17 protein-coding genes are annotated in these 17336 nt (G+C 71.7%); 14 read left to right on the forward strand and 3 right to left on the reverse strand.

The genetic code is table 11. The features are described 5' to 3' along the window. Positions 1 to 75 precede the first annotated feature (75 nt). The 3 genes from FHR37_RS07300 (at position 76) to FHR37_RS07310 (ending at position 2842) form a co-directional block, all read left to right on the forward strand. Complete coding sequence (locus tag FHR37_RS07300) at positions 76 to 528, forward strand: SRPBCC family protein (protein WP_092884985.1); 453 nt, start codon at positions 76 to 78, stop codon at positions 526 to 528. Positions 529 to 740: 212 nt separating this feature from the next. Beyond that, positions 741 to 1802, forward strand: coding sequence for an ROK family glucokinase (locus FHR37_RS07305; RefSeq protein WP_378079732.1), 1062 nt, complete (start codon positions 741 to 743; stop codon positions 1800 to 1802). Further along, positions 1802 to 2842: an ROK family glucokinase gene (locus FHR37_RS07310; protein ID WP_092884983.1), complete on the forward strand. Its 1041-nt coding sequence runs from the start codon at positions 1802 to 1804 to the stop codon at positions 2840 to 2842. The genes FHR37_RS07305 and FHR37_RS07310 overlap by 1 nt, the downstream gene beginning before the upstream one ends. Positions 2843 to 2943: 101 nt before the next feature. On the opposite strand, the gene FHR37_RS07315 is transcribed toward FHR37_RS07310, so the two are convergent. Beyond that, positions 2944 to 3681 carry a GntR family transcriptional regulator gene (locus FHR37_RS07315; protein WP_237768916.1) on the reverse strand — a complete coding sequence of 246 codons (738 nt, stop codon included), beginning with the start codon at positions 3679 to 3681 and terminating at the stop codon, positions 2944 to 2946. Between the two features lie 208 nt (positions 3682 to 3889). On the opposite strand from FHR37_RS07315, the gene FHR37_RS07320 reads away from it, so the two are divergent. The 11 genes from FHR37_RS07320 to FHR37_RS32950 all read left to right on the forward strand — a co-directional run bounded on the left by FHR37_RS07320 (position 3890) and on the right by FHR37_RS32950 (position 16454). Further along, a complete protein-coding gene (locus FHR37_RS07320) occupies positions 3890 to 4909 on the forward strand; it encodes a Gfo/Idh/MocA family protein (protein ID WP_092884979.1) in 1020 nt (339 codons plus the stop codon). Next, complete coding sequence (gene iolC, locus FHR37_RS07325) at positions 4906 to 5853, forward strand: 5-dehydro-2-deoxygluconokinase (protein ID WP_269086090.1); 948 nt, start codon at positions 4906 to 4908, stop codon at positions 5851 to 5853. The genes FHR37_RS07320 and iolC overlap by 4 nt, the downstream gene beginning before the upstream one ends. Before the next feature lie 49 nt (positions 5854 to 5902). Continuing rightward, the gene (locus FHR37_RS07330) at positions 5903 to 6817 is read left to right on the forward strand and encodes a Cgl0159 family (beta/alpha)8-fold protein (protein ID WP_092885109.1); all 915 of its coding nucleotides are present in this window, start codon (positions 5903 to 5905) and stop codon (positions 6815 to 6817) included. Next, the gene (gene iolB / locus FHR37_RS07335) at positions 6814 to 7683 is read left to right on the forward strand and encodes a 5-deoxy-glucuronate isomerase (protein WP_092884977.1); all 870 of its coding nucleotides are present in this window, start codon (positions 6814 to 6816) and stop codon (positions 7681 to 7683) included. Before FHR37_RS07330 ends, iolB begins: the two co-directional genes overlap by 4 nt. A gap of 67 nt (positions 7684 to 7750) precedes the next feature. Beyond that, positions 7751 to 9640 carry a 3D-(3,5/4)-trihydroxycyclohexane-1,2-dione acylhydrolase (decyclizing) gene (gene iolD, locus FHR37_RS07340; protein WP_092884975.1) on the forward strand — a complete coding sequence of 630 codons (1890 nt, stop codon included), beginning with the start codon at positions 7751 to 7753 and terminating at the stop codon, positions 9638 to 9640. A gap of 63 nt (positions 9641 to 9703) precedes the next feature. After that, complete coding sequence (locus FHR37_RS07345) at positions 9704 to 11245, forward strand: CoA-acylating methylmalonate-semialdehyde dehydrogenase (RefSeq protein WP_092884973.1); 1542 nt, start codon at positions 9704 to 9706, stop codon at positions 11243 to 11245. Positions 11246 to 11464: 219 nt separating this feature from the next. Then, entirely contained in the window at positions 11465 to 12511 is a 1047-nt protein-coding gene (locus FHR37_RS07350; protein ID WP_092884971.1) for a sugar ABC transporter substrate-binding protein, read from the forward strand. A 4-nt stretch (positions 12512 to 12515) separates the two neighbouring features. Then, the gene (locus tag FHR37_RS07355; RefSeq protein WP_092884969.1) at positions 12516 to 13607 is read left to right on the forward strand and encodes an ABC transporter permease; all 1092 of its coding nucleotides are present in this window, start codon (positions 12516 to 12518) and stop codon (positions 13605 to 13607) included. After that, positions 13604 to 14416, forward strand: a complete 813-nt coding sequence (locus FHR37_RS07360) for an ATP-binding cassette domain-containing protein (protein WP_092884967.1) — start codon at positions 13604 to 13606, stop codon at positions 14414 to 14416. The genes FHR37_RS07355 and FHR37_RS07360 overlap by 4 nt, the downstream gene beginning before the upstream one ends. Before the next feature lie 90 nt (positions 14417 to 14506). Continuing rightward, entirely contained in the window at positions 14507 to 15424 is a 918-nt protein-coding gene (locus FHR37_RS07365; RefSeq protein WP_092884965.1) for a TIM barrel protein, read from the forward strand. After that, positions 15417 to 16454, forward strand: coding sequence for a Gfo/Idh/MocA family protein (locus FHR37_RS32950; RefSeq protein WP_237768914.1), 1038 nt, complete (start codon positions 15417 to 15419; stop codon positions 16452 to 16454). Before FHR37_RS07365 ends, FHR37_RS32950 begins: the two co-directional genes overlap by 8 nt. 72 nt (positions 16455 to 16526) lie before the next feature. Here the strand turns inward: FHR37_RS32950 and FHR37_RS07375 are convergent, their stop codons facing one another. Further along, entirely contained in the window at positions 16527 to 17186 is a 660-nt protein-coding gene (locus FHR37_RS07375) for a DedA family protein (protein WP_092884963.1), read from the reverse strand. Beyond that, entirely contained in the window at positions 17183 to 17320 is a 138-nt protein-coding gene (locus tag FHR37_RS07380) for a hypothetical protein (protein ID WP_175542611.1), read from the reverse strand. The genes FHR37_RS07375 and FHR37_RS07380 overlap by 4 nt, the downstream gene beginning before the upstream one ends. Positions 17321 to 17336: the final 16 nt, after the last annotated feature.

Here is a 17336-nt window from a genome sequence, read left to right on the forward strand (position 1 = left end):
CCGGGACCCGGCACCTCCTTTTCGATAACCTGCCAAGGCGGGGACACCAAGGGTTCAGTCGGAGGGCAGGGCACAGTGGCAGAGCAGACGAGCTCAAGCGTCACCATCGCGGCGGAGCCGGCGCAGATCATGTCCGTCATCGCCGACTTCGAGTCCTATCCGAGCTGGGCGGCGGCGGTGAAGGAGGCGGAGGTGCTCTCCGTCGACGACCGGACCGGCCGGCCGGAGCGGGTCCGCTTCGTGCTGAACGCCGGCGCGATCAAGGACGAGTACACCCTCGGCTACACCTGGGACGCCGACCGCGAGGTGCGCTGGACCCTGGTGGAGGGCAAGGTCGTCAAGGCGATGGACGGTGCGTACACCTTGCGCGACAAGGGCCGCGGCAACACCGAGGTCACCTACCGGCTGGCGGTGGACGTGACGTTCCCGATGATCGGCCTGATCAAGCGCAAGGCGGAGAAGGTCATCATCGACACCGCGCTGAAGGAGCTGAAGAAGAAGGTCGAGCAGGGCCAGGGCTCGGCCTGAGGCAGTGCTGAGCAGTGCTGGGCAGTGCTGGGCCGTCCCGGCCGCGCGGCTCGCGGCGGGCCGACCGGTGACAGCGACGGTTTCGGTGCGTGCGCGACCCGATAACCTCTGCCGGAAGCTCGGGTCCGCTCCTGGTGCCCCGGCCACCCGACGGACCTGCCCGGGAGCATCGCTTCGGCATCAGCAACAGACGGTGAGAGGGGCACACTGGCGTGAGTGACGTGCGCGAGGCCGGTCAGGACGGCCCGGCGGGTACGCCGGCAGCCGCGAGGGCAACTGCCGACGTCGAAGACTCCACCGGGCTGACCGGTGGGCCGACCCGTGGGCTGACCATCGGCGTGGACGTCGGCGGCACCAAGATCGCCGCCGGGCTGGTCGACAGCGCGGGGAAGATCGTCGCCGAAGGCCGCCGGGAGACCCCTGCCACCAGCCCGCCCGAGATCGTCGCGGCGATCGTCGAGGTCGTGAAGGAACTCCGCAGCCGTGCGGAGGGCCAGGAGGTCGAGGCGATCGGGGTCGGCGCCGCGGGCTTCGTCGACGCCAGCCGCTCCGAGGTGCTGTTCGCGCCGAACCTCGCCTGGCGCAAGGAGCCGTTGAAGGAGGCCGTGCAGGCCCGCACCTCCCTGCCCACCGTGGTGGAGAACGACGCGAACGCCGCCGCGTGGGCGGAGTTCCAGTTCGGCGGCGGCCGCGACGTCGACGACATGATCCTGCTCACCATCGGCACCGGGCTCGGCGGCGGACTGGTCCTCAACGGCGAGCTCTACCGCGGCGCGTTCGGCGTCGGCGGGGAGGTCGGCCACTTCCGTGTGGTGCCCAACGGCCACCTGTGCGGCTGCGGCAACCGCGGTTGCTGGGAGCAGTACGCCAGCGGCCGCGCTCTCGTGCGGGAGGCCCGCGACTTCGCCCGGTCCAGCCCGTCCCAGGCCGACGCGCTGCTCGCCCTCGCCGGCGGCACGGCCGACCGCATCGAGGGACCGATGGTGACCAAGGCCGCGGCCGCCGGCGACACCGCGGCCACCGAACTCGTCCAGGACCTCGGCCGCTGGCTCGGCGAGGGCATCGCCACCCTGGCGGCCATCCTCGACCCGGCCGTCGTGGTCATCGGCGGCGGCGTCTCGGAGGCGGCCGACCTGCTCCTGGAGCCGGCCCGGAACGCCTTCTGGCGGCAGCTCACCGCCCGCGGCCACCGGCCCACCCTGGAGATCCGCCCCGCGGTCCTCGGGAACGAGGCCGGCATCATCGGGGCGGCCGACCTCGCCCGGCGGCGATGATGGCGTTCATCCAGGCACTGACCGTCGGGGTCGACATCGGCGGTACGAAGGTCGCCGCCGGCGTGGTCGACCCGGAGGGGAACATCCTCGAACGCCTGCGGCGGGACACCCCGTCGACCAGTCCCCAGGCGACCGAGGACACCATCGCCGACGTGGTGGCGGAGCTGCGCAGCCGGTACGAAGTGACCGCCGTCGGCATCGGCGCCGCCGGCTGGATCGACGTGACCGGCGCCTCTGTGCTCTTCTCGCCTCACCTGGCGTGGCGGCACGAACCCCTGCGGGACGCCGTACGCCGCCGGGTCCGGCTGCCGGTCATCATCGAGAACGACGCGAACGCCGCCGCCTGGGCGGAGTGGCGGTTCGGGGCCGGCCAGGGGGAGAGCCACCTGGTCTGCGTGACGCTCGGGACCGGCATCGGCGGCGCGGTGGTGACCGACGGCGTGATGCTGCGCGGGAAGTACGGCGTGGCGGGGGAGTTCGGCCACATGACGATCGTTCCCGGCGGGCATCGCTGCGAGTGCGGCAACCGCGGCTGCTGGGAGCAGTACGCCAGCGGCAACTCCCTGGTCCGGGAGGCCCGCGAGCTCGCGGCGTCGGGTTCGCCGGTGGCGCAGAACCTCCTCGACCGGGTGGGCGGTGACCCGCTGCGGATCACCGGGCCGTCGGTGACCGAGGCGGCCAAGGACGGCGATCCGGTGGCGGTCGAATTGCTGGAGGAGGTCGGCCGCTGGCTCGGCGTGGGGCTGGCCAACCTCGCCGCGGCGTTCGACCCCGGCACGTTCGTGGTCGGCGGCGGGGTGTCCGAGGCCGGCGACCTCTTCCTGGGACCGGCCCGGGACACGTTCAAGCGGTCGCTGACGGGTCGTGGTTTCCGCCCGGAGGCGCAGATCCAGCGCGCGGCACTGGGCAACGAGGCCGGGCTGGTCGGGGCCGCCGACCTGGCACGGGAGAACATCCGGCTGTTCCGCCGGCGCCGTCGCCGCCGCCGTCCGGCGAGTGAGCGGCTGCGTGAGCGCGTCGACCGGCTGGCCGACATCTAGACATCCGCCCGACATCCGGGGTCTGCCGCAGGACAGACCCCGGGCAACGGTGCGTCGAGATTTCGCTGTGTACGCAGGGAGATCTCGACCGAGATCCGGGTTCAGCGCTCGATCAGGGTGAGCTCGAACGCATACCTCGCGGCCCGGTAGACGTGCGAGCCGTACTCCACCGCCCGGCCCACGTCGTCGTACGCGGTCCGGGTCATGGTGAGCAGCGCGGCGCCCTTGTTCTCGTGCAGGTCCTTCGCCTGTGCGGCCGAGGCGGCGCAGGCCCCGATCGTCTGCCGGGCGACGCGGAGCTGGATGCCCGCTCCCCGGAGTACGGCGTACAGCCCGTTCGCCCGCAACTGCTCGGCGGTCACCTCGACCAGCCCCGGCGGGAGGTAGTTGGTCATCAGGGCCAGCGGCTCGTCCGAGGCGTACCGCAGCCGGCGGATCCGCAGCACCTCCGCCTCCGCGGGCACGCCGAGCGCGGCGGCCGCGTCCTCCGGCGCCGGGCACAGCGCCAGATCGCGGACCACCGTGGAGGGGTGCTGGCCGGCGCGGGCCAGGTCGTCGTACAGGCTGGAGAGCTCGATCGACCGGCGTACCTGCGACTGGACCACCTGGGTGCCGACGCCGCGCTTGCGGACCAGCAGTCCCTTGTCCACGAGGTACTGGATGGCCTGGCGCATCGTCGGCCGGGACAGCGTCAGCTGGTCGGCGAGGACGATCTCGTTCGGCAGTTTGGCGCCGGGTGCGAGCCTGCCGGCGACGATCTCGGCCTCGATCTGCTCGGCCACCTGGAAGTAGAGCGGCACCGGGCTGCGCCGGTCCACCGTCACGGCGAGTGGCGTCACGGTCGCTCCTAGGCTGAGATAGCTGGGCTGGAAGTATCGGACTCGATGTGGGCGGTCGCTGTCGGTCATGGGGCGGGTTGCTCCCGGGGGACAGTGTGCCGTACGGCCACCCCGACAGCCTAACGTCATTATGTCCTGACAAACTATTGACACGGTTGTGACGGGAGAGAACACTCTCCCGGGGAAATCCCCGAACGAGAGGGCGGGCATGAAGGTCGGACTGGTCGGCGTCGGACGGATCGGGGCGCTGCACGCCGGCACCCTGGGTGACCTGCCCGGCATCGACACCGTTCTGGTCGCCGATGCCGATCCCGGCCGGGCCAAGGTCTGCGCGGACCGGTTCGGGCTCACCCCGGCAGGCAGCATCGACGACCTGTTCGCCGCCCGGCCCGACGGCGTGGTGATCGCCGCTCCCACCGCCGCGCACGCCGAGCTCGTCGGCCGGGCCGCCCGTGCCGGGGTCGCGGTGTTCTGTGAGAAGCCGCTCGCGCCCGACGCCGCCGGCACCCGCGCGGTGCTCGCGGAGGTCGAGGCCGCGGGAGTTCCTCTGCAGGTGGGCTTCCAGCGCCGCTTCGACCCCGGCTACCAGGCCGCGAGGGAGCGGCTGCGATCCGGCGAGCTCGGCCGGCTGTACTCGGTCTGGGCCTGCACCCTCGACCCAGCCCCGCCGCCCGCGGCCTACCTGCCCACCTCCGGCGGCATCTTCCGCGACTGCGGAGTGCACGACTTCGACGCGGTGCGCTGGGTGACCGGTGCGGAGGTCGTCGAGGTGCACGCCACCGGCGCCAACCGGGGAGCGGACTTCTTCGCCGCCGCCGGTGACGTGGACACCGGCCATGCCCTGCTGACCCTGGACGACGGGACGCTGGTGTCGGTCGCGGTGTCGCGCTACAACGGCGCCGGTTACGACGTACGCCTGGAGCTGCACGGATCCCTGGGCACGGCGGTCGCCGGACTCGACCACCGTGCCCCGCTGACGTCCACCGAACCAGCCGAACCGGCCGAACCAGGAACGCACCAGACCGACACCCCGGCGTACGCCAACTTCGCCGAACGCTTCGCTGCCGCCTACGTCGCCGAACTCGCCGCGTTCGCCGACGTGGCGGCCGGCCGGATCCCGTCGCCGTGCGGCGGTGCGGACGCGCTGGAGGCGTTCCACGTCGCGGACGCCGCTGAACTGTCCCGCCGGGAAAACCGTCCCGTGCGGATCGAGGAGGTACGCCGGTGAGCTATGACCTGATCACCATGGGCCGGGTCAGTGTCGACCTGTATCCCAACGACGTGGGCGTACGCCTGCCCGAGGTGACGTCGTTCGCGAAGTTCCTCGGCGGCAGCGCCACGAACGTCGCGGTGGCCGCCGCCCGGCACGGCCGGCGATCGGCGGTGATCACGAGGACCGGCGCGGATCCCTTCGGCGACTACATCCACCAGGCGCTGCGCGGCTTCGGCGTGGACGACCGCTTCGTCACGCCGGTTTCGCACCTGCCCACGCCGGTGGTGTTCTGCGAGATCTTCCCGCCGGACGACTTTCCGCTGTACTTCTACCGCTTTCCCAAGGCGCCCGACCTGGAGCTGTACGAGTCCGAGCTGGACCTCGACGCCATCCGCGCCGCCAGGATCTTCTGGGTGACCGGCACCGGCCTGTCCGAGGAGCCCAGCCGGGCAACGACGCTGGCCGCGCTGCGGGCCCGCGAACATCGTTCGCACACCGTGCTCGACCTCGACTACCGGCCGATGTTCTGGAACGACGTGGAGACGGCGCGCACGGTCATCGGCGCCGCCGTCGAGCACGCCACGGTCGCGGTCGGCAACCTGGACGAGTGCGAGGTCGCCGTGGGCACCCGTGACCCCGACAAGGCCGCGCAAGCGCTGCTTGACAGGGGCGTCGAACTCGCCGTGGTGAAGCAGGGACCGCGTGGTGTGCTGGCACGTACGCGCACCGAGGAGACCGTCGTACCACCGGTGCCGGTGGACGTGGTGAACGGTCTCGGCGCCGGTGACGCGTTCGGCGGCGCGCTGTGCCACGGACTGTTGTCCGGTTGGGATCTGACCCGGATCATGCGGTTCGCCAACGCCGCCGGGGCCTACGTCGCGGGGCAGCTCGCCTGTGCCGACGCGATGCCCGACGAGGCCGAGGTCGACGCGCTGCTGGCGAAGGTCGCCCATGACTAGTCCCGTGCGAGACGCGTCCGCCCTGGCCGGCTCGCGGACGGCCGCGGCCGTGGACGTGCAGGCCTTGGCCACAAGGCGGTTCACCGATCCCGAGGCGGTCGCCCGGGCCTACGCCGAACGTCGCCGCCGCCCCCTGGTCGGCCCGAGCGGCCGGCTGATGATCGTGGCCGCCGACCACCCGGCGCGCGGAGCTCTGGCCGCGGGCAAGCGCGGCCTGGCGATGGCCGACCGGGCCGAACTGCTCGGCCGCTTGCTGGTCGCCCTCGATCGTCCCGGCGTGGACGGTGTGCTCGCCGCGCCGGACGTGATCGAGGATCTGCTGCTGCTCGGAGCCCTGGACAACAAGGTCGTCATCGGCTCGATGAACCGCGGCGGTCTGCCGGGCGCGGCGTTCGAGGTGGACGACCGGTTCACCGCGTACGACCCGGCGAGCATCGCCCGGCACGGCCTGGACGCGGGCAAGATGCTGTTGCGCATCGACCTCGCCGACCCCGGCACCGCGACCACGCTGGAAAGCTGCGCACGTGCGGTGAGCGGGCTGGCCGAGCAGCGCCGGATCGCGCTGGTCGAGCCGTTCCTGTCCCGCCGGGTCGACGGGCGGCTGGCCAACGACCTGGGCGGCGAGGCGGTGCTGCGGTCGGCGGTGATCGCCGCCGGGCTCGGCACCACCAGCGCCTACACCTGGCTGAAGCTGCCCGTTGTCGCCGACGCCGGGGAGATGGAACGCGTGGCCGCCGCGACCGCCCTGCCGGTGATGCTGCTCGGCGGAGAGGTCGCCACCGACCCGGACGCGGCGTACGCGCGGTGGGCGAAGGCGCTCACGCTGCCGACCGTGCGCGGGCTGGTGGTGGGGCGCTCGCTGCTCTACCCGCCCGGCGACGACGTGGCCGCCGCGGTCGACACCGCCGTGAGCCTGCTCCCGACTTCGGACCCGACGGACCCGACGGACCTGGAGGCATCGTGAACCACCACCTACCCGCCGGGTCGCTGGCCGAGGACGGCTGGAGCCTGCGGCTCACGCCCAAGCAGGCCGGCTGGACCTACAGCGGGCTCTACAACCTCGACCTCGCCGCCGGTGGCTCGCACACCTTCTCCACGGGGGAGGAGGAACTGGTGGTGCTGCCGCTTTCAGGGCAGGACGTCCGCGTGGAGTGCGAGGGTACGGCGTACGACCTGACCGGCCGGGCGGACGTGTTCTCCGGCGTGAGCGACTTCGTCTACGTCCCGCGCGATGCCGAGGTCACGGTGTCCTCGCGTGCCGGCGCCCGGGTGGCCCTGCCGTCCGCGCGCTGCGACCGACGGCTGCCGGTGCGGTACGGCCCCGCCGACCAGGTACCGGTCGAAATGCGCGGCGCCGGGCAGTGCAGCCGCGAGGTGCACAACTTCGCCGCGGCGGGGGTCTTCGAGGCGGACAAGCTGATCGCGGTCGAGGTGCTCACTCCCGGCGGCAACTGGTCGTCGTACCCGCCGCACAAGCACGACGAGGACCGGCCCGGGCAGGAGTGCCCGCTGGAGGAGATCTACTACTTCGAGGTGGCCGACGGCCCCACCGGTCCCGGCGTCGCCTACCAGCGCGTCTACGGAACCCCGGAGCGTCCGATCGACGTGCTCGCGGAGGTCCGCAGCGGCGATGTGGTGACGATCCCACACGGCTGGCACGGACCGTCGATGGCGGTGCCCGGCTACGACCTGTACTACCTGAACGTGATGGCCGGACCCTCGCCCGACCGGGCCTGGCTGATCTGCGACGACCCGGCCCACGGCTGGATCCGGGACACCTGGACCGACCAGCCGGTCGACTCCCGGCTGCCGCTGACGGCGAAGCGATGAAGACCGCGATGACGGAACCGACGACGAACCAGCTGACGGAACCGACGACGAACATGGGAGGGCAGCGATGAGCGACGGCGCATCCACGGTCCGGCTGACGGTGGGGCAGGCCCTCGTCAGGTTCCTGGCCGCGCAGTGGTCGGAGCGCGACGGGGTGGAGCAGCGGTTCTTCGCCGGCTGCTTCGGCATCTTCGGGCACGGCAACGTCGCGGGTGTGGGCCAGGCGCTGGCGCAGGCCGCGCACGCCGACCCCGACGAGCTGCCGTACTACCAGTCGCGCAACGAGCAGGCGATGGTGCACGCGGCGGTCGGCTTCTCCCGGCTGCGGGACCGGCTGCAGACGTTCGCATGTACGACGTCCATCGGGCCCGGCGCCACCAACCTGGTGACCGGAGCGGCCCTGGCCACGATCAACCGGATCCCCGTCCTGCTGCTGCCGGGTGACATCTTCGCCACCCGGGTCGCCAACCCGGTGTTGCAGGAGCTGGAGGACCCGCGGTCCTACGACGTCTCCGTCAACGACACCTTGCGCCCGGTCTCGAGGTACTGGGACCGGATCAACCGCCCGGAGCAGCTGGTCCCGGCTGCCCTCGCCGCGATGCGGGTGCTCACCGACCCGGCGGAGACCGGCGCGGTGACCCTCGCGCTGCCGCAGGACGTGCAGGCCGAGGCCCACGACTGGCCGGTGGAGTTCTTCGCCCGCAGGGTCTGGCACGTCGCCCGCCCGGTGCCGGAGCCGGCCGCACTGGACCGCGCCGTCGAGCTGATCCGCTCGGCCCGTAAGCCGTTGCTGGTCGCGGGCGGCGGGGTGATCTACTCCGGCGCGCCCGACGTGCTGGCCGACTTCGCCGCCAGGACAGGCGTTCCGGTCGCGGAGACCCAGGCCGGCAAGGGCTCGTTGACATGGGACCACCCGGCCGCCGTCGGCGCCATCGGCGCGACCGGCACCACCGCCGCCAACGAGCTGGCCGCGCAGGCCGACGTGGTGATCGGCGTCGGCACCCGCTACAGCGACTTCACCACCGCGTCCAGGAGCGTGTTCGCCAACCCGGACGTGAAGTTCGTCAACGTCAACGTGGCGTCCTTCGACGCGGCCAAGCACGCGGGGCTCGCGCTGGTCGCCGACGCCAAGGCGGCGTTGACAGCGCTGAGCGAACGCCTCGCCGGCTGGCAGGTCGACCAGGACTACCGCGCCCGCACGGCCGAGCTGGCCGGCGACTGGCAGCGGGTCGTGGACGGTGCGTACGCCGCGACCGCGCCCACCAACCTCGCCCAGACCGCCGTGCTCGGCGCGGTCAACGAGGCGGCGGGCGAGCGCGGCGTGGTGATCAACGCCGCCGGCAGTATGCCGGGTGAGCTGCACAAGCTGTTCCGTGCCAGGGACCCGAAGCAGTACCACGTGGAGTACGGCTACTCCTGCATGGGCTACGAGATCGCCGCCGGCCTCGGTGTGCGGATGGCCGCGCCGGACCGCGAGGTGATCGTCCTGGTCGGCGACGGCTCCTACCTCATGCTGGCGCAGGAGATCGTCACCGCGGTGCAGGAGAACGTCAAGCTCACCATCGTCCTGGTGCAGAACCACGGCTACGCCTCGATCGGCTCGCTGTCGGAGTCGGTCGGCTCCGAGCGCTTCGCCACCAGCTACCGCTACCGCAACCCCAAGACCGGCGCGCTGGACGGTGACGTGCTTCCGGTCGACCTGGCCGCCAACGCCGCGAGCCTCGGCGCCGACGTCATCCGCGCCGGCAGCCTGGACGAGTTGCGATCCGCGCTGGCGAAGGCGCGGGAGGCGACCCGCACCACGCTCGTGCACGTGGAGACCGACCCGCTCACCGGCGCGCCCGACTCCCCGGCCTGGTGGGACGTACCCGTCGCCGAGGTCTCCACTCTCGAGGCGACGCAACGGGCGCGGGCGGAGTACGAGAAGAACAAGGCCAGCCAGCGGGGCTACCTGTAAGGCGTCCCGCAGAAGGCGTACGGCAGAAGGCGTTCGGCACCTACCAAGAAGAAGGTTCAGGTCATGTCCACCAGCGACTCCACCAGCACCGGCAGCACCGGCAGCACCACGCCCGTCATCGAGCACTGGATCGGCGGTGCGCCGACCGCGGGCACCTCGACCCGCCGCGGTCCGGTGTGGAACCCCGCGACCGGCGAACGCCAGGCCGAGGTGGTGCTGGGTACGCCGACCGACGTCGACCTCGCCGTGCAGACCGCGGCGAAGGCGTTCGCCGGCTGGCAGGAGGTGTCGGTCAGCAAGCGGGCGAAGATCCTCTTCTCATTCCGCGAGCTGGTGAACAGCCACGTCGACGACCTGGCCAGGGCCGTGACCGCCGAGCACGGCAAGGTGGTCTCCGACGCGCGCGGTGAGGTGCTGCGCGGGCTGGAGGTGGTGGAGTTCGCCTGCGGGATTCCCCAACTGCTGAAGGGCGAGTTCTCCGAGCAGGTCTCCTCCGGGGTGGACGCGTACTCGTTCCGGCAGCCGCTCGGCGTGGTGGCCGGCATCACGCCGTTCAACTTCCCGGTCATGGTGCCGATGTGGATGTTCCCGATCGCGATCGCCTGCGGCAACACGTTCGTGCTCAAGCCGTCCGAGCGGGACCCGTCGGCGTCCCGGCTGATCGCCGAACTGTGGCAGCAGGCCGGTCTGCCCGACGGTGTGTTCAACGTCGTGCAGGGTGACAAGGAAGCCGTCGACGCGTTGCTGGAGCACCCCGACGTAGCGGCGGTGTCGTTCGTCGGGTCGACCCCGATCGCGAAGTACGTCCACCAGAACGCCGCGAAGACCGGCAAGCGGGTGCAGGCGCTCGGTGGCGCTAAGAACCACGCGGTCGTGCTGCCCGACGCCGACCTGGACTTCGCCGCGGACCACATCACCGCGGCCGCGTACGGTTCGGCCGGCCAGCGCTGCATGGCGATCTCGGCCGTGGTGGCGGTCGGCGCCGCGGGCGACGCCCTGGTGGAGAAGCTGCGCGAACGCGCCGCGGCGGTGAAGGTCGGCCCGGGCGTGGACGACACGGCCGAGATGGGACCGGTCGTCACCCCGCAGGCCCGGGACCGGGTGGTCGCGGCCGTCGAGCAGGGTACGGCGGAGGGCGCGAAGCTGGTCGTGGACGGCCGCGGCCTGCGGGTCGACGGCCACCAGGACGGCTTCTTCGTCGGCCCGAACCTCCTCGACCAGGTGACGCCGGCGATGAGCGTCTACCAGGAGGAGATCTTCGGCCCGGTCCTGGTGGTGCTGCGGGCGGAGACGCTGGCCGAGGCGATCGCGGTGGTGAATGCCAACCCGTACGGCAACGGCACCGCGATCTTCACCGACAGCGGCGAGGCGGCGAGGACGTTCCAGCGTCAGGTCACCGTGGGAATGATCGGCGTCAACGTGCCGATTCCGGTGCCGATGGCGTTCTACAGCTTCGGCGGCTGGAAGGACTCGCTGTTCGGTGACCGGCACGTCCACGGTCCTGAGGGCGTCGGCTTCTACACCCGGGGCAAGGCGATCACCGCCCGCTGGCCGCACGTGGAGCACGTCAACGACGCGGCGTTCAACTTCCCGACGGCGGGCTGACGTAGCGGCGGAGAACCAAGAGGAGACCCACCCCGGCAGGCCGGAACGACCGACCACGGCGTGACCCGCAGGGCAGCAGTGCAGCAACGCAGCGACGTAGTGACACGACGGCAGAGCGACACAGCGACGTTCGTACGGCGACACCGCAACGCAGCAAGGCAGCTACGCAGGTTCCGAAGTGAAGCCCGGTTGTATCCGTACCTCCGAAGGGGAGGACCGATGAGACTCATCCGTGGGCTCGGTGTGTGCGCCGTGGCGGCGATGCTCACCCTGGCCGGCTGTTCCAACTCCGCGCCGCAGCAGTCCGGCACCGACGCGGGCGGCGGTGGGGGTGCCGCTGCCGGAGGTGGCGCGGACAAGGGTGGTGGAGACAACGCAGGCGGCGACAAGGGTGGTACGGCGAAGGCCGACCTCACCGTCGCCGTCGTCACCCACGGCCAGGCCGGCGACGCCTTCTGGGACATCGTGAAGTCCGGCGCGGACCAGGCGGGCAAGGACGAGAACGTCAAGGTCACCTACAACGGTGACGGCGACCCGGGCCGGCAGAGTCAGCTGATCGACAACGCGGTCGCCTCGAAGGTGGACGGACTGGTGGTGTCGATGGCCAACCCGGACGGCGTGAAGGACAGCGTCCGCCAGGCGGTCAAGGCCGGCATCCCGGTGGTGACGATGAACTCCGGCCTGGAGAAGTACAAGGAGTTCGGCGCGGTCACCCACGTCGGTCAGAGCGAGGAACTCGCCGGCGAGGCGGCCGGTCGCAAGCTCTCCGAAGCCGGGGTGAAGAAGGTGCTGTGCGTGGTGCACGAGGCCGGCAACGTCGGGCTGGAGTCGCGCTGCAACGGCGTACGCAAGACTCTCGGCGGGACGGTCCGCAACCTGCAGGTGGACGTTTCCAACGTCGCCGACGCGCAGAACACCATCAAGGCCCAGCTGCTCGCGGACAAGAGTGTCGACGGCGTGCTCACCCTCAACCCGGTGATCGCCAAGGCCGCCGTCTCCGCCCGGCAGGAGGCCGGCAGCAAGGCGAAGCTGGCGACGTTCGACGTGTCTGCCGACATCTGCGCGGCGATCGCGCGGGGCGACATGCTGTTCGCCGTCGACCAGCAGCCCTATCTGCAGGGCTATCTGCCGGTGGTGTTCGTCGCACTGAAGATCCGCAACGGCAACGACGTCGGCGGCGGTCAGCCGGTCTACTCCGGGCCCGGCTTCGTCACCAAGGACAACGCCGAGCAGGTCCGGAAGTTCGCCGAGCGCGGGACCCGGTGACGTCATGGCCACCGAACCCGTTCGTACACAGGCCGAACCAGGCCCCGAGCAACCCGAGCGACCCGAGCGACCCGCGCCGGCCGAGGACTCCCCGAGCGCGGTGAGCACGCTCACCCGGATACTCCGCCGGCCCGAGGTCGGCGCGGCCATCGCGGCGGTGGCGGTGTTCGTGTTCTTCTCCGCGATGACGCGCACGTTCCTCACCCCGGGTGGCGTCGCCACCTGGCTGGACTCCGCGGCGCTGTTCGGGATCATGGCGATCGCGGTGGCGCTGCTGATGATCGGCGGGGAGTTCGACCTGTCGGCGGGCACGATGGTCGGCTCCACCGGCCTGATCGTCGGCATCCTCACCACGCACTCCGGTGTCAACGTGTGGTTGGCGGTGGTGCTGGCGCTGGTCTTCGCCCTGCTGGTCGGTGCGGGCAACGGCCTGCTGGTGATGCGGACCGGGCTGCCGAGCTTCATCGTCACCCTCGGCACGTTCTTCGTGTTACAGGGCCTCAACCTCGCGGTCACGAAGCTGCTGATCGGGCAGGTGGCGGTGCAGGGTCTGGACCGGGTGCCCGGCTTCTACGACGTGAAGTGGATCTTCGGTTCGACGGTCGCGATCTTCGGCACGGTGTTCCAGGTGTCCATCGCCTGGTGGATCGGACTGGCCGCCGTCGCCACCTGGGTGCTGCTGAGAACCCGGGCCGGCAACTGGATCTTCGCCGTCGGCGGGGCGCAGACCAGCGCCCGCCAGGTCGGCGTACCCGTGCTGTCCACCAAGGTCGGGCTGTTCATGACGACCGCGGCCGCGGGCTGGCTGGCCGGCATGCTGCAGTTGTTCCGTACGTCCACGGTGCAGGCGTCCACCGGCGTCGGCCAGGAGTTCATCTACATCATCTGCGCGGTTGTGGGCGGCTGCCTGCTGACCGGCGGGTACGGCTCGGCCATCGGGGCGGCGCTCGGCGCGCTCATCTACGGCATGACCTACCAGGGCATCGTCTTCGCCCAGTGGGACAACAACTGGCTGAAGACGTTCCTCGGCGTGATGCTGCTGGCGGCGGTGCTGGTGAACACCTACGTGCGCAGGCGGGCGGAGGTGAGCCGGTGAACGCCACGGGAGAACGCGCCACTGCGGCGCCCGCGGGCACGTCGCTGCTGGAGGCGGACCGGATCGGCAAGTCCTACGGCAGCGTCGTCGCGCTGCACGAAGTGAGCGTCACGGTGCGCGCAGCCGAGGTGACCTGTGTGCTCGGCGACAACGGCGCGGGCAAGTCCACGCTGATCAAGATCCTCTCCGGCGCGCACACGCACAGCTCGGGGGAGCTGCGGGTGGACGGCACACCCACCACGTTCGCGAGTCCCCGGCAGGCACTCGAGGCCGGGATCGCCACGGTGTACCAGGACCTCGCGGTGGTGCCACTGATGCCGGTGTGGCGGAACTTCTTCCTGGGTTCGGAACTCACCAGGGGCAAGGGCCCGTTGCGGCGGCTGGACGTCGGGCGGATGCGGGCCACCACCCGGGAGGAGCTGGCCCGGATGGGCATCCACCTGCGCGACGTCGACCAGCCGATCGGCACGCTGTCCGGCGGCGAGCGGCAGTCGGTCGCGATCGCCCGGGCGGTGTACTTCGGCGCGAGGGTGCTGATCCTGGACGAACCCACCGCCGCCCTCGGGGTGAAGCAGTCCGGGGTCGTGCTGAAGTACGTCGCCGCCGCCCGGGACGACGGGCTCGGCGTGGTGTTCATCACCCACAACCCGCACCACGCCTATCTCGTCGGCGACCGCTTCGTGTTGTTGAAGCGGGGCAGGATGGCTGGGAGTCACGCGCGGGCGGACCTGGGCGTCGCCGACCTCACCCGGGAGATGGCCGGCGGTGCCGAGCTGGAGGCGCTGAGCCACGAGCTCGACGAGAGGTGACGAAGCAACACAGCAAGAACAGCAACACGGCAAGACCGCAACACGGCAACACCGCAACATCACGAGATACGCAACAAGGAGTTGACACGTATGGACCTGGGACCTCTGACCGGCAGGGTGGCCGGTGCGCCCATTTCCTGGGGAGTGTGCGAGGCGCCGGGCTGGGGCCACGAGCTGCCGGCCTCGCTGGTGCTCGCGCAGATGGCCGAGCTCGGGCTGGCGGCGACCGAACTCGGTCCCACCGGCTACCTCGGCGCGGACACCGACGCGGTCCGGGCCACACTGGACACGCACGGGCTGAGTCTGGTCGGCGGGTTTCTGCCGGTGACCCTGCACGTCGGCGCCGAGGTCGACCTGACCGAGGCGGACGCGGCGATCCGTACCCTCGCCGCCGCCGGGTCGCAGGTCGTGGTGCTCGCCGCGGACGCGGGGCCGGCGGGCTATGACAGCAAGGTCGTCCTCGACGAGGACCAGTGGGCCCACCTGGTGCACAACCTCGACCGGGTGCGGGCCCTGGTCACCGAGCTGGGAATGCGCACCACACTGCACCCGCACGTGGGGACGGCGATCGAGTCCGCCGAGTCCGTACGCCAGTTGCTGGCGCGCTCCGACGTTCCGTTGTGCCTGGACACCGGCCACCTCGCGGTCGGCGGGGCGGACCCGCTGGAGCTGGCGAAGTCCGCGCCGGAGCGGGTGGGACACGTGCACCTGAAGGACGTCCGCAACGAGGTCGCGGCGGAGTTCAACGCGGGCGCCTTCAGCTGGGTGGACGCGGTCCGCCGCGGGTTGTTCGCCCCGCTGGGCGACGGCGACCTGGACATCGCCGGCGTGGTGGTCGAGCTGGAGCGGGCGGGATTCACCGGGTGGTACGTCCTCGAGCAGGACACCGCGCTGGGCGGCGCTCCCGCAGTCGGCGAGGGTCCGGTCAACGACGTCCGCCGCAGCATCGAGTACCTCCGGGACACGGTCGTTCCGGCACTCGGTGCGGAGGTGAACGACCGTGGCTGAGCGAGGACTCGAACGAGAACTCCGCGTCGGCGTGATCGGCACCGGGATCATGGGCGCGGACCACGTACGCACGATCGACACCTCCGTCGCGGGTGCCCGGGTGAGCGCGGTCACCGACCTGGACGCCGAGCGGGCGCGGGCCGCGATCGCCGGGATCGACGGTGCGCGCGTGCTGTCCGACCCCTTCGACCTGGTGGCCGACGACGAGGTGGACGCGGTGCTCGTCGCCTCCGCCGACGCGACGCACGAGGAGCTGGTCCTCGCCTGTGTGCGGGCGGGCAAGCCGGTGCTCTGCGAGAAGCCGCTCACGCCGGCGCCGGAAGGGTCCCTGCGGATCGTGGAGGCGGAGGAGAAGGCCGAACGCCGGCTGGTGAGCGTGGGCTTCATGCGCCGTTACGACCCGGGTTACGTCGATGTCAAGGAGAGCTTGCGGGAGGGCGTGGTGGGCGCCCCGCTGCTGGCGCACTGCGTTCACCGCAACGCCTCGTCCAGGCCGAACACCCCGAGCTCCGGGCTGATCACCGGCTCGGCCGTGCACGAGTTCGACGTCCTGCGCTGGCTGCTGGACGAGGAGATCACCCAGGTCACGGTGTTCCGGCCGCGCTCGTCGTCGCGGGTCGTCGGGGACACCACCGACCCGCTGCTGGTGCTGGTCGGCACCGAAAGCGGGCTGCTGGCCGACGTGGAGGTGTTCGTCAACGCGCAGTACGGCTACGACGTGCGCTGCGAGCTGGTCGGTGAGCTCGGGTCGCTGTACCTCGACGAGCCGGTCCGGGTGCGCCGCCGGACCGAGCGCGCCCGGACCACCACGGTGTCGCTGGACTGGCGGGACCGTTTCGCCGAGGCCTACCGGCGCGAGCTGCAGGACTGGGTGAGCGGCGCGGCGGCCGGTGAGCAGCGCGGTGCCGACGCCTGGGACGGCTACGTCGCCACGGTGACGGCTGCCGCCGGAGTGGCGGCGCTGGACAGGCCGGGCACCCCGGTGCCGGTGGAGCTGCCGCCACGGCCGGAGCTGTACGCCCGGCGCTGAGCCGGACGGTTGTGCACCCGACGGGTTGTGCGCCGCCGGGCCGGGTGCCCGCCGGCGCACAACCCCGGTCGTTCAGGCCGACTGCCGGTCGCCTGCAGGCACCAGCGCACGCGCGGGCTCTGCCCGGCGGAGGCGCCGACGGCGGCGCAGGTGGCGGACCCCCTCGACCAGCGCGGTGACCCCGAGCGCGAGGCCGACGCCGAGCACCACACCCTTGATCGGGTCGTTCTCGAACGCCATCCCGCCGACGTACCCGACCAGTACGGAGTAGACCGCCCACGACCCCGCCGCGAGGATGTCGAAGCGGGTGAACCGGCGGCGGGAGTAGCCGAGCGCGCCCATGGTGACGGTGACCGCGGTCCGCCCGCCGGGCACGTACCTCGCCACCACCAGCACCAGGCCGCCGCGTTCGGCGAGCGCCTCGGCGGCCCGGTCGAACGCCCTGCGCTGCCTGCTGCCCGGCCGGGCCCGGGCGAGCAGCCGGCCGCCGGCGCCGCGGCCGATGGCGTAGGAGATGTGGTCTCCCACGAATGCTCCGGCGGCGGCCGCGAGTATGACCAGGGCGAGGTTCGGCGAGCCGCTCGACGCGGCGAACACCCCCGCGGTGATCACCACGCTCTCGCTCGGAACCGCGGGCAGGAACGCGTCCGTGGCGGCGAGCAGGAACAGCGCCAGGTAGATCCACGGCGAGCTCATCACGTCGTGGACCACCTGCAGGATCGACTCGGTCACGGCTGGTCCCGTCCGTCGGTGGCGCTGCCGGCGGTGGTGCCCGTGCCGGCGGTGGTGCCCGAGCCGGGGCTGGGAATGGATCCGGTGTCGGGGCCGATAGTTGGCCCGGTGCTGGGGCCAGTCGTGGACCTCATGCGGTCGACCCTCTCG

It is taken from the genome of Actinopolymorpha cephalotaxi (assembly GCF_013408535.1).
Taxonomy (GTDB): Bacteria; Actinomycetota; Actinomycetes; order Propionibacteriales; family Actinopolymorphaceae; genus Actinopolymorpha; species Actinopolymorpha cephalotaxi.

What these genes read in the sequence shown, in the direction of transcription:
- FHR37_RS07310 (WP_092884983.1), top strand. Translation starts at nt 1,802, where the DNA reads ATGGCGTTCATCCAGGCACTGACCGTCGGGGTCGACATCGGCGGTACG.
- FHR37_RS07320 (WP_092884979.1), top strand. Translation starts at nt 3,890, where the DNA reads ATGAAGGTCGGACTGGTCGGCGTCGGACGGATCGGGGCGCTGCACGCC.
- iolD (WP_092884975.1), top strand. Translation starts at nt 7,751, where the DNA reads ATGAGCGACGGCGCATCCACGGTCCGGCTGACGGTGGGGCAGGCCCTC.
- FHR37_RS07345 (WP_092884973.1), top strand. Translation starts at nt 9,704, where the DNA reads ATGTCCACCAGCGACTCCACCAGCACCGGCAGCACCGGCAGCACCACG.
- FHR37_RS07350 (WP_092884971.1), top strand. Translation starts at nt 11,465, where the DNA reads ATGAGACTCATCCGTGGGCTCGGTGTGTGCGCCGTGGCGGCGATGCTC.
- FHR37_RS07355 (WP_092884969.1), top strand. Translation starts at nt 12,516, where the DNA reads ATGGCCACCGAACCCGTTCGTACACAGGCCGAACCAGGCCCCGAGCAA.
- FHR37_RS07365 (WP_092884965.1), top strand. Translation starts at nt 14,507, where the DNA reads ATGGACCTGGGACCTCTGACCGGCAGGGTGGCCGGTGCGCCCATTTCC.
- FHR37_RS07380 (WP_175542611.1), bottom strand. Translation starts at nt 17,320, where the DNA reads ATGAGGTCCACGACTGGCCCCAGCACCGGGCCAACTATCGGCCCCGAC.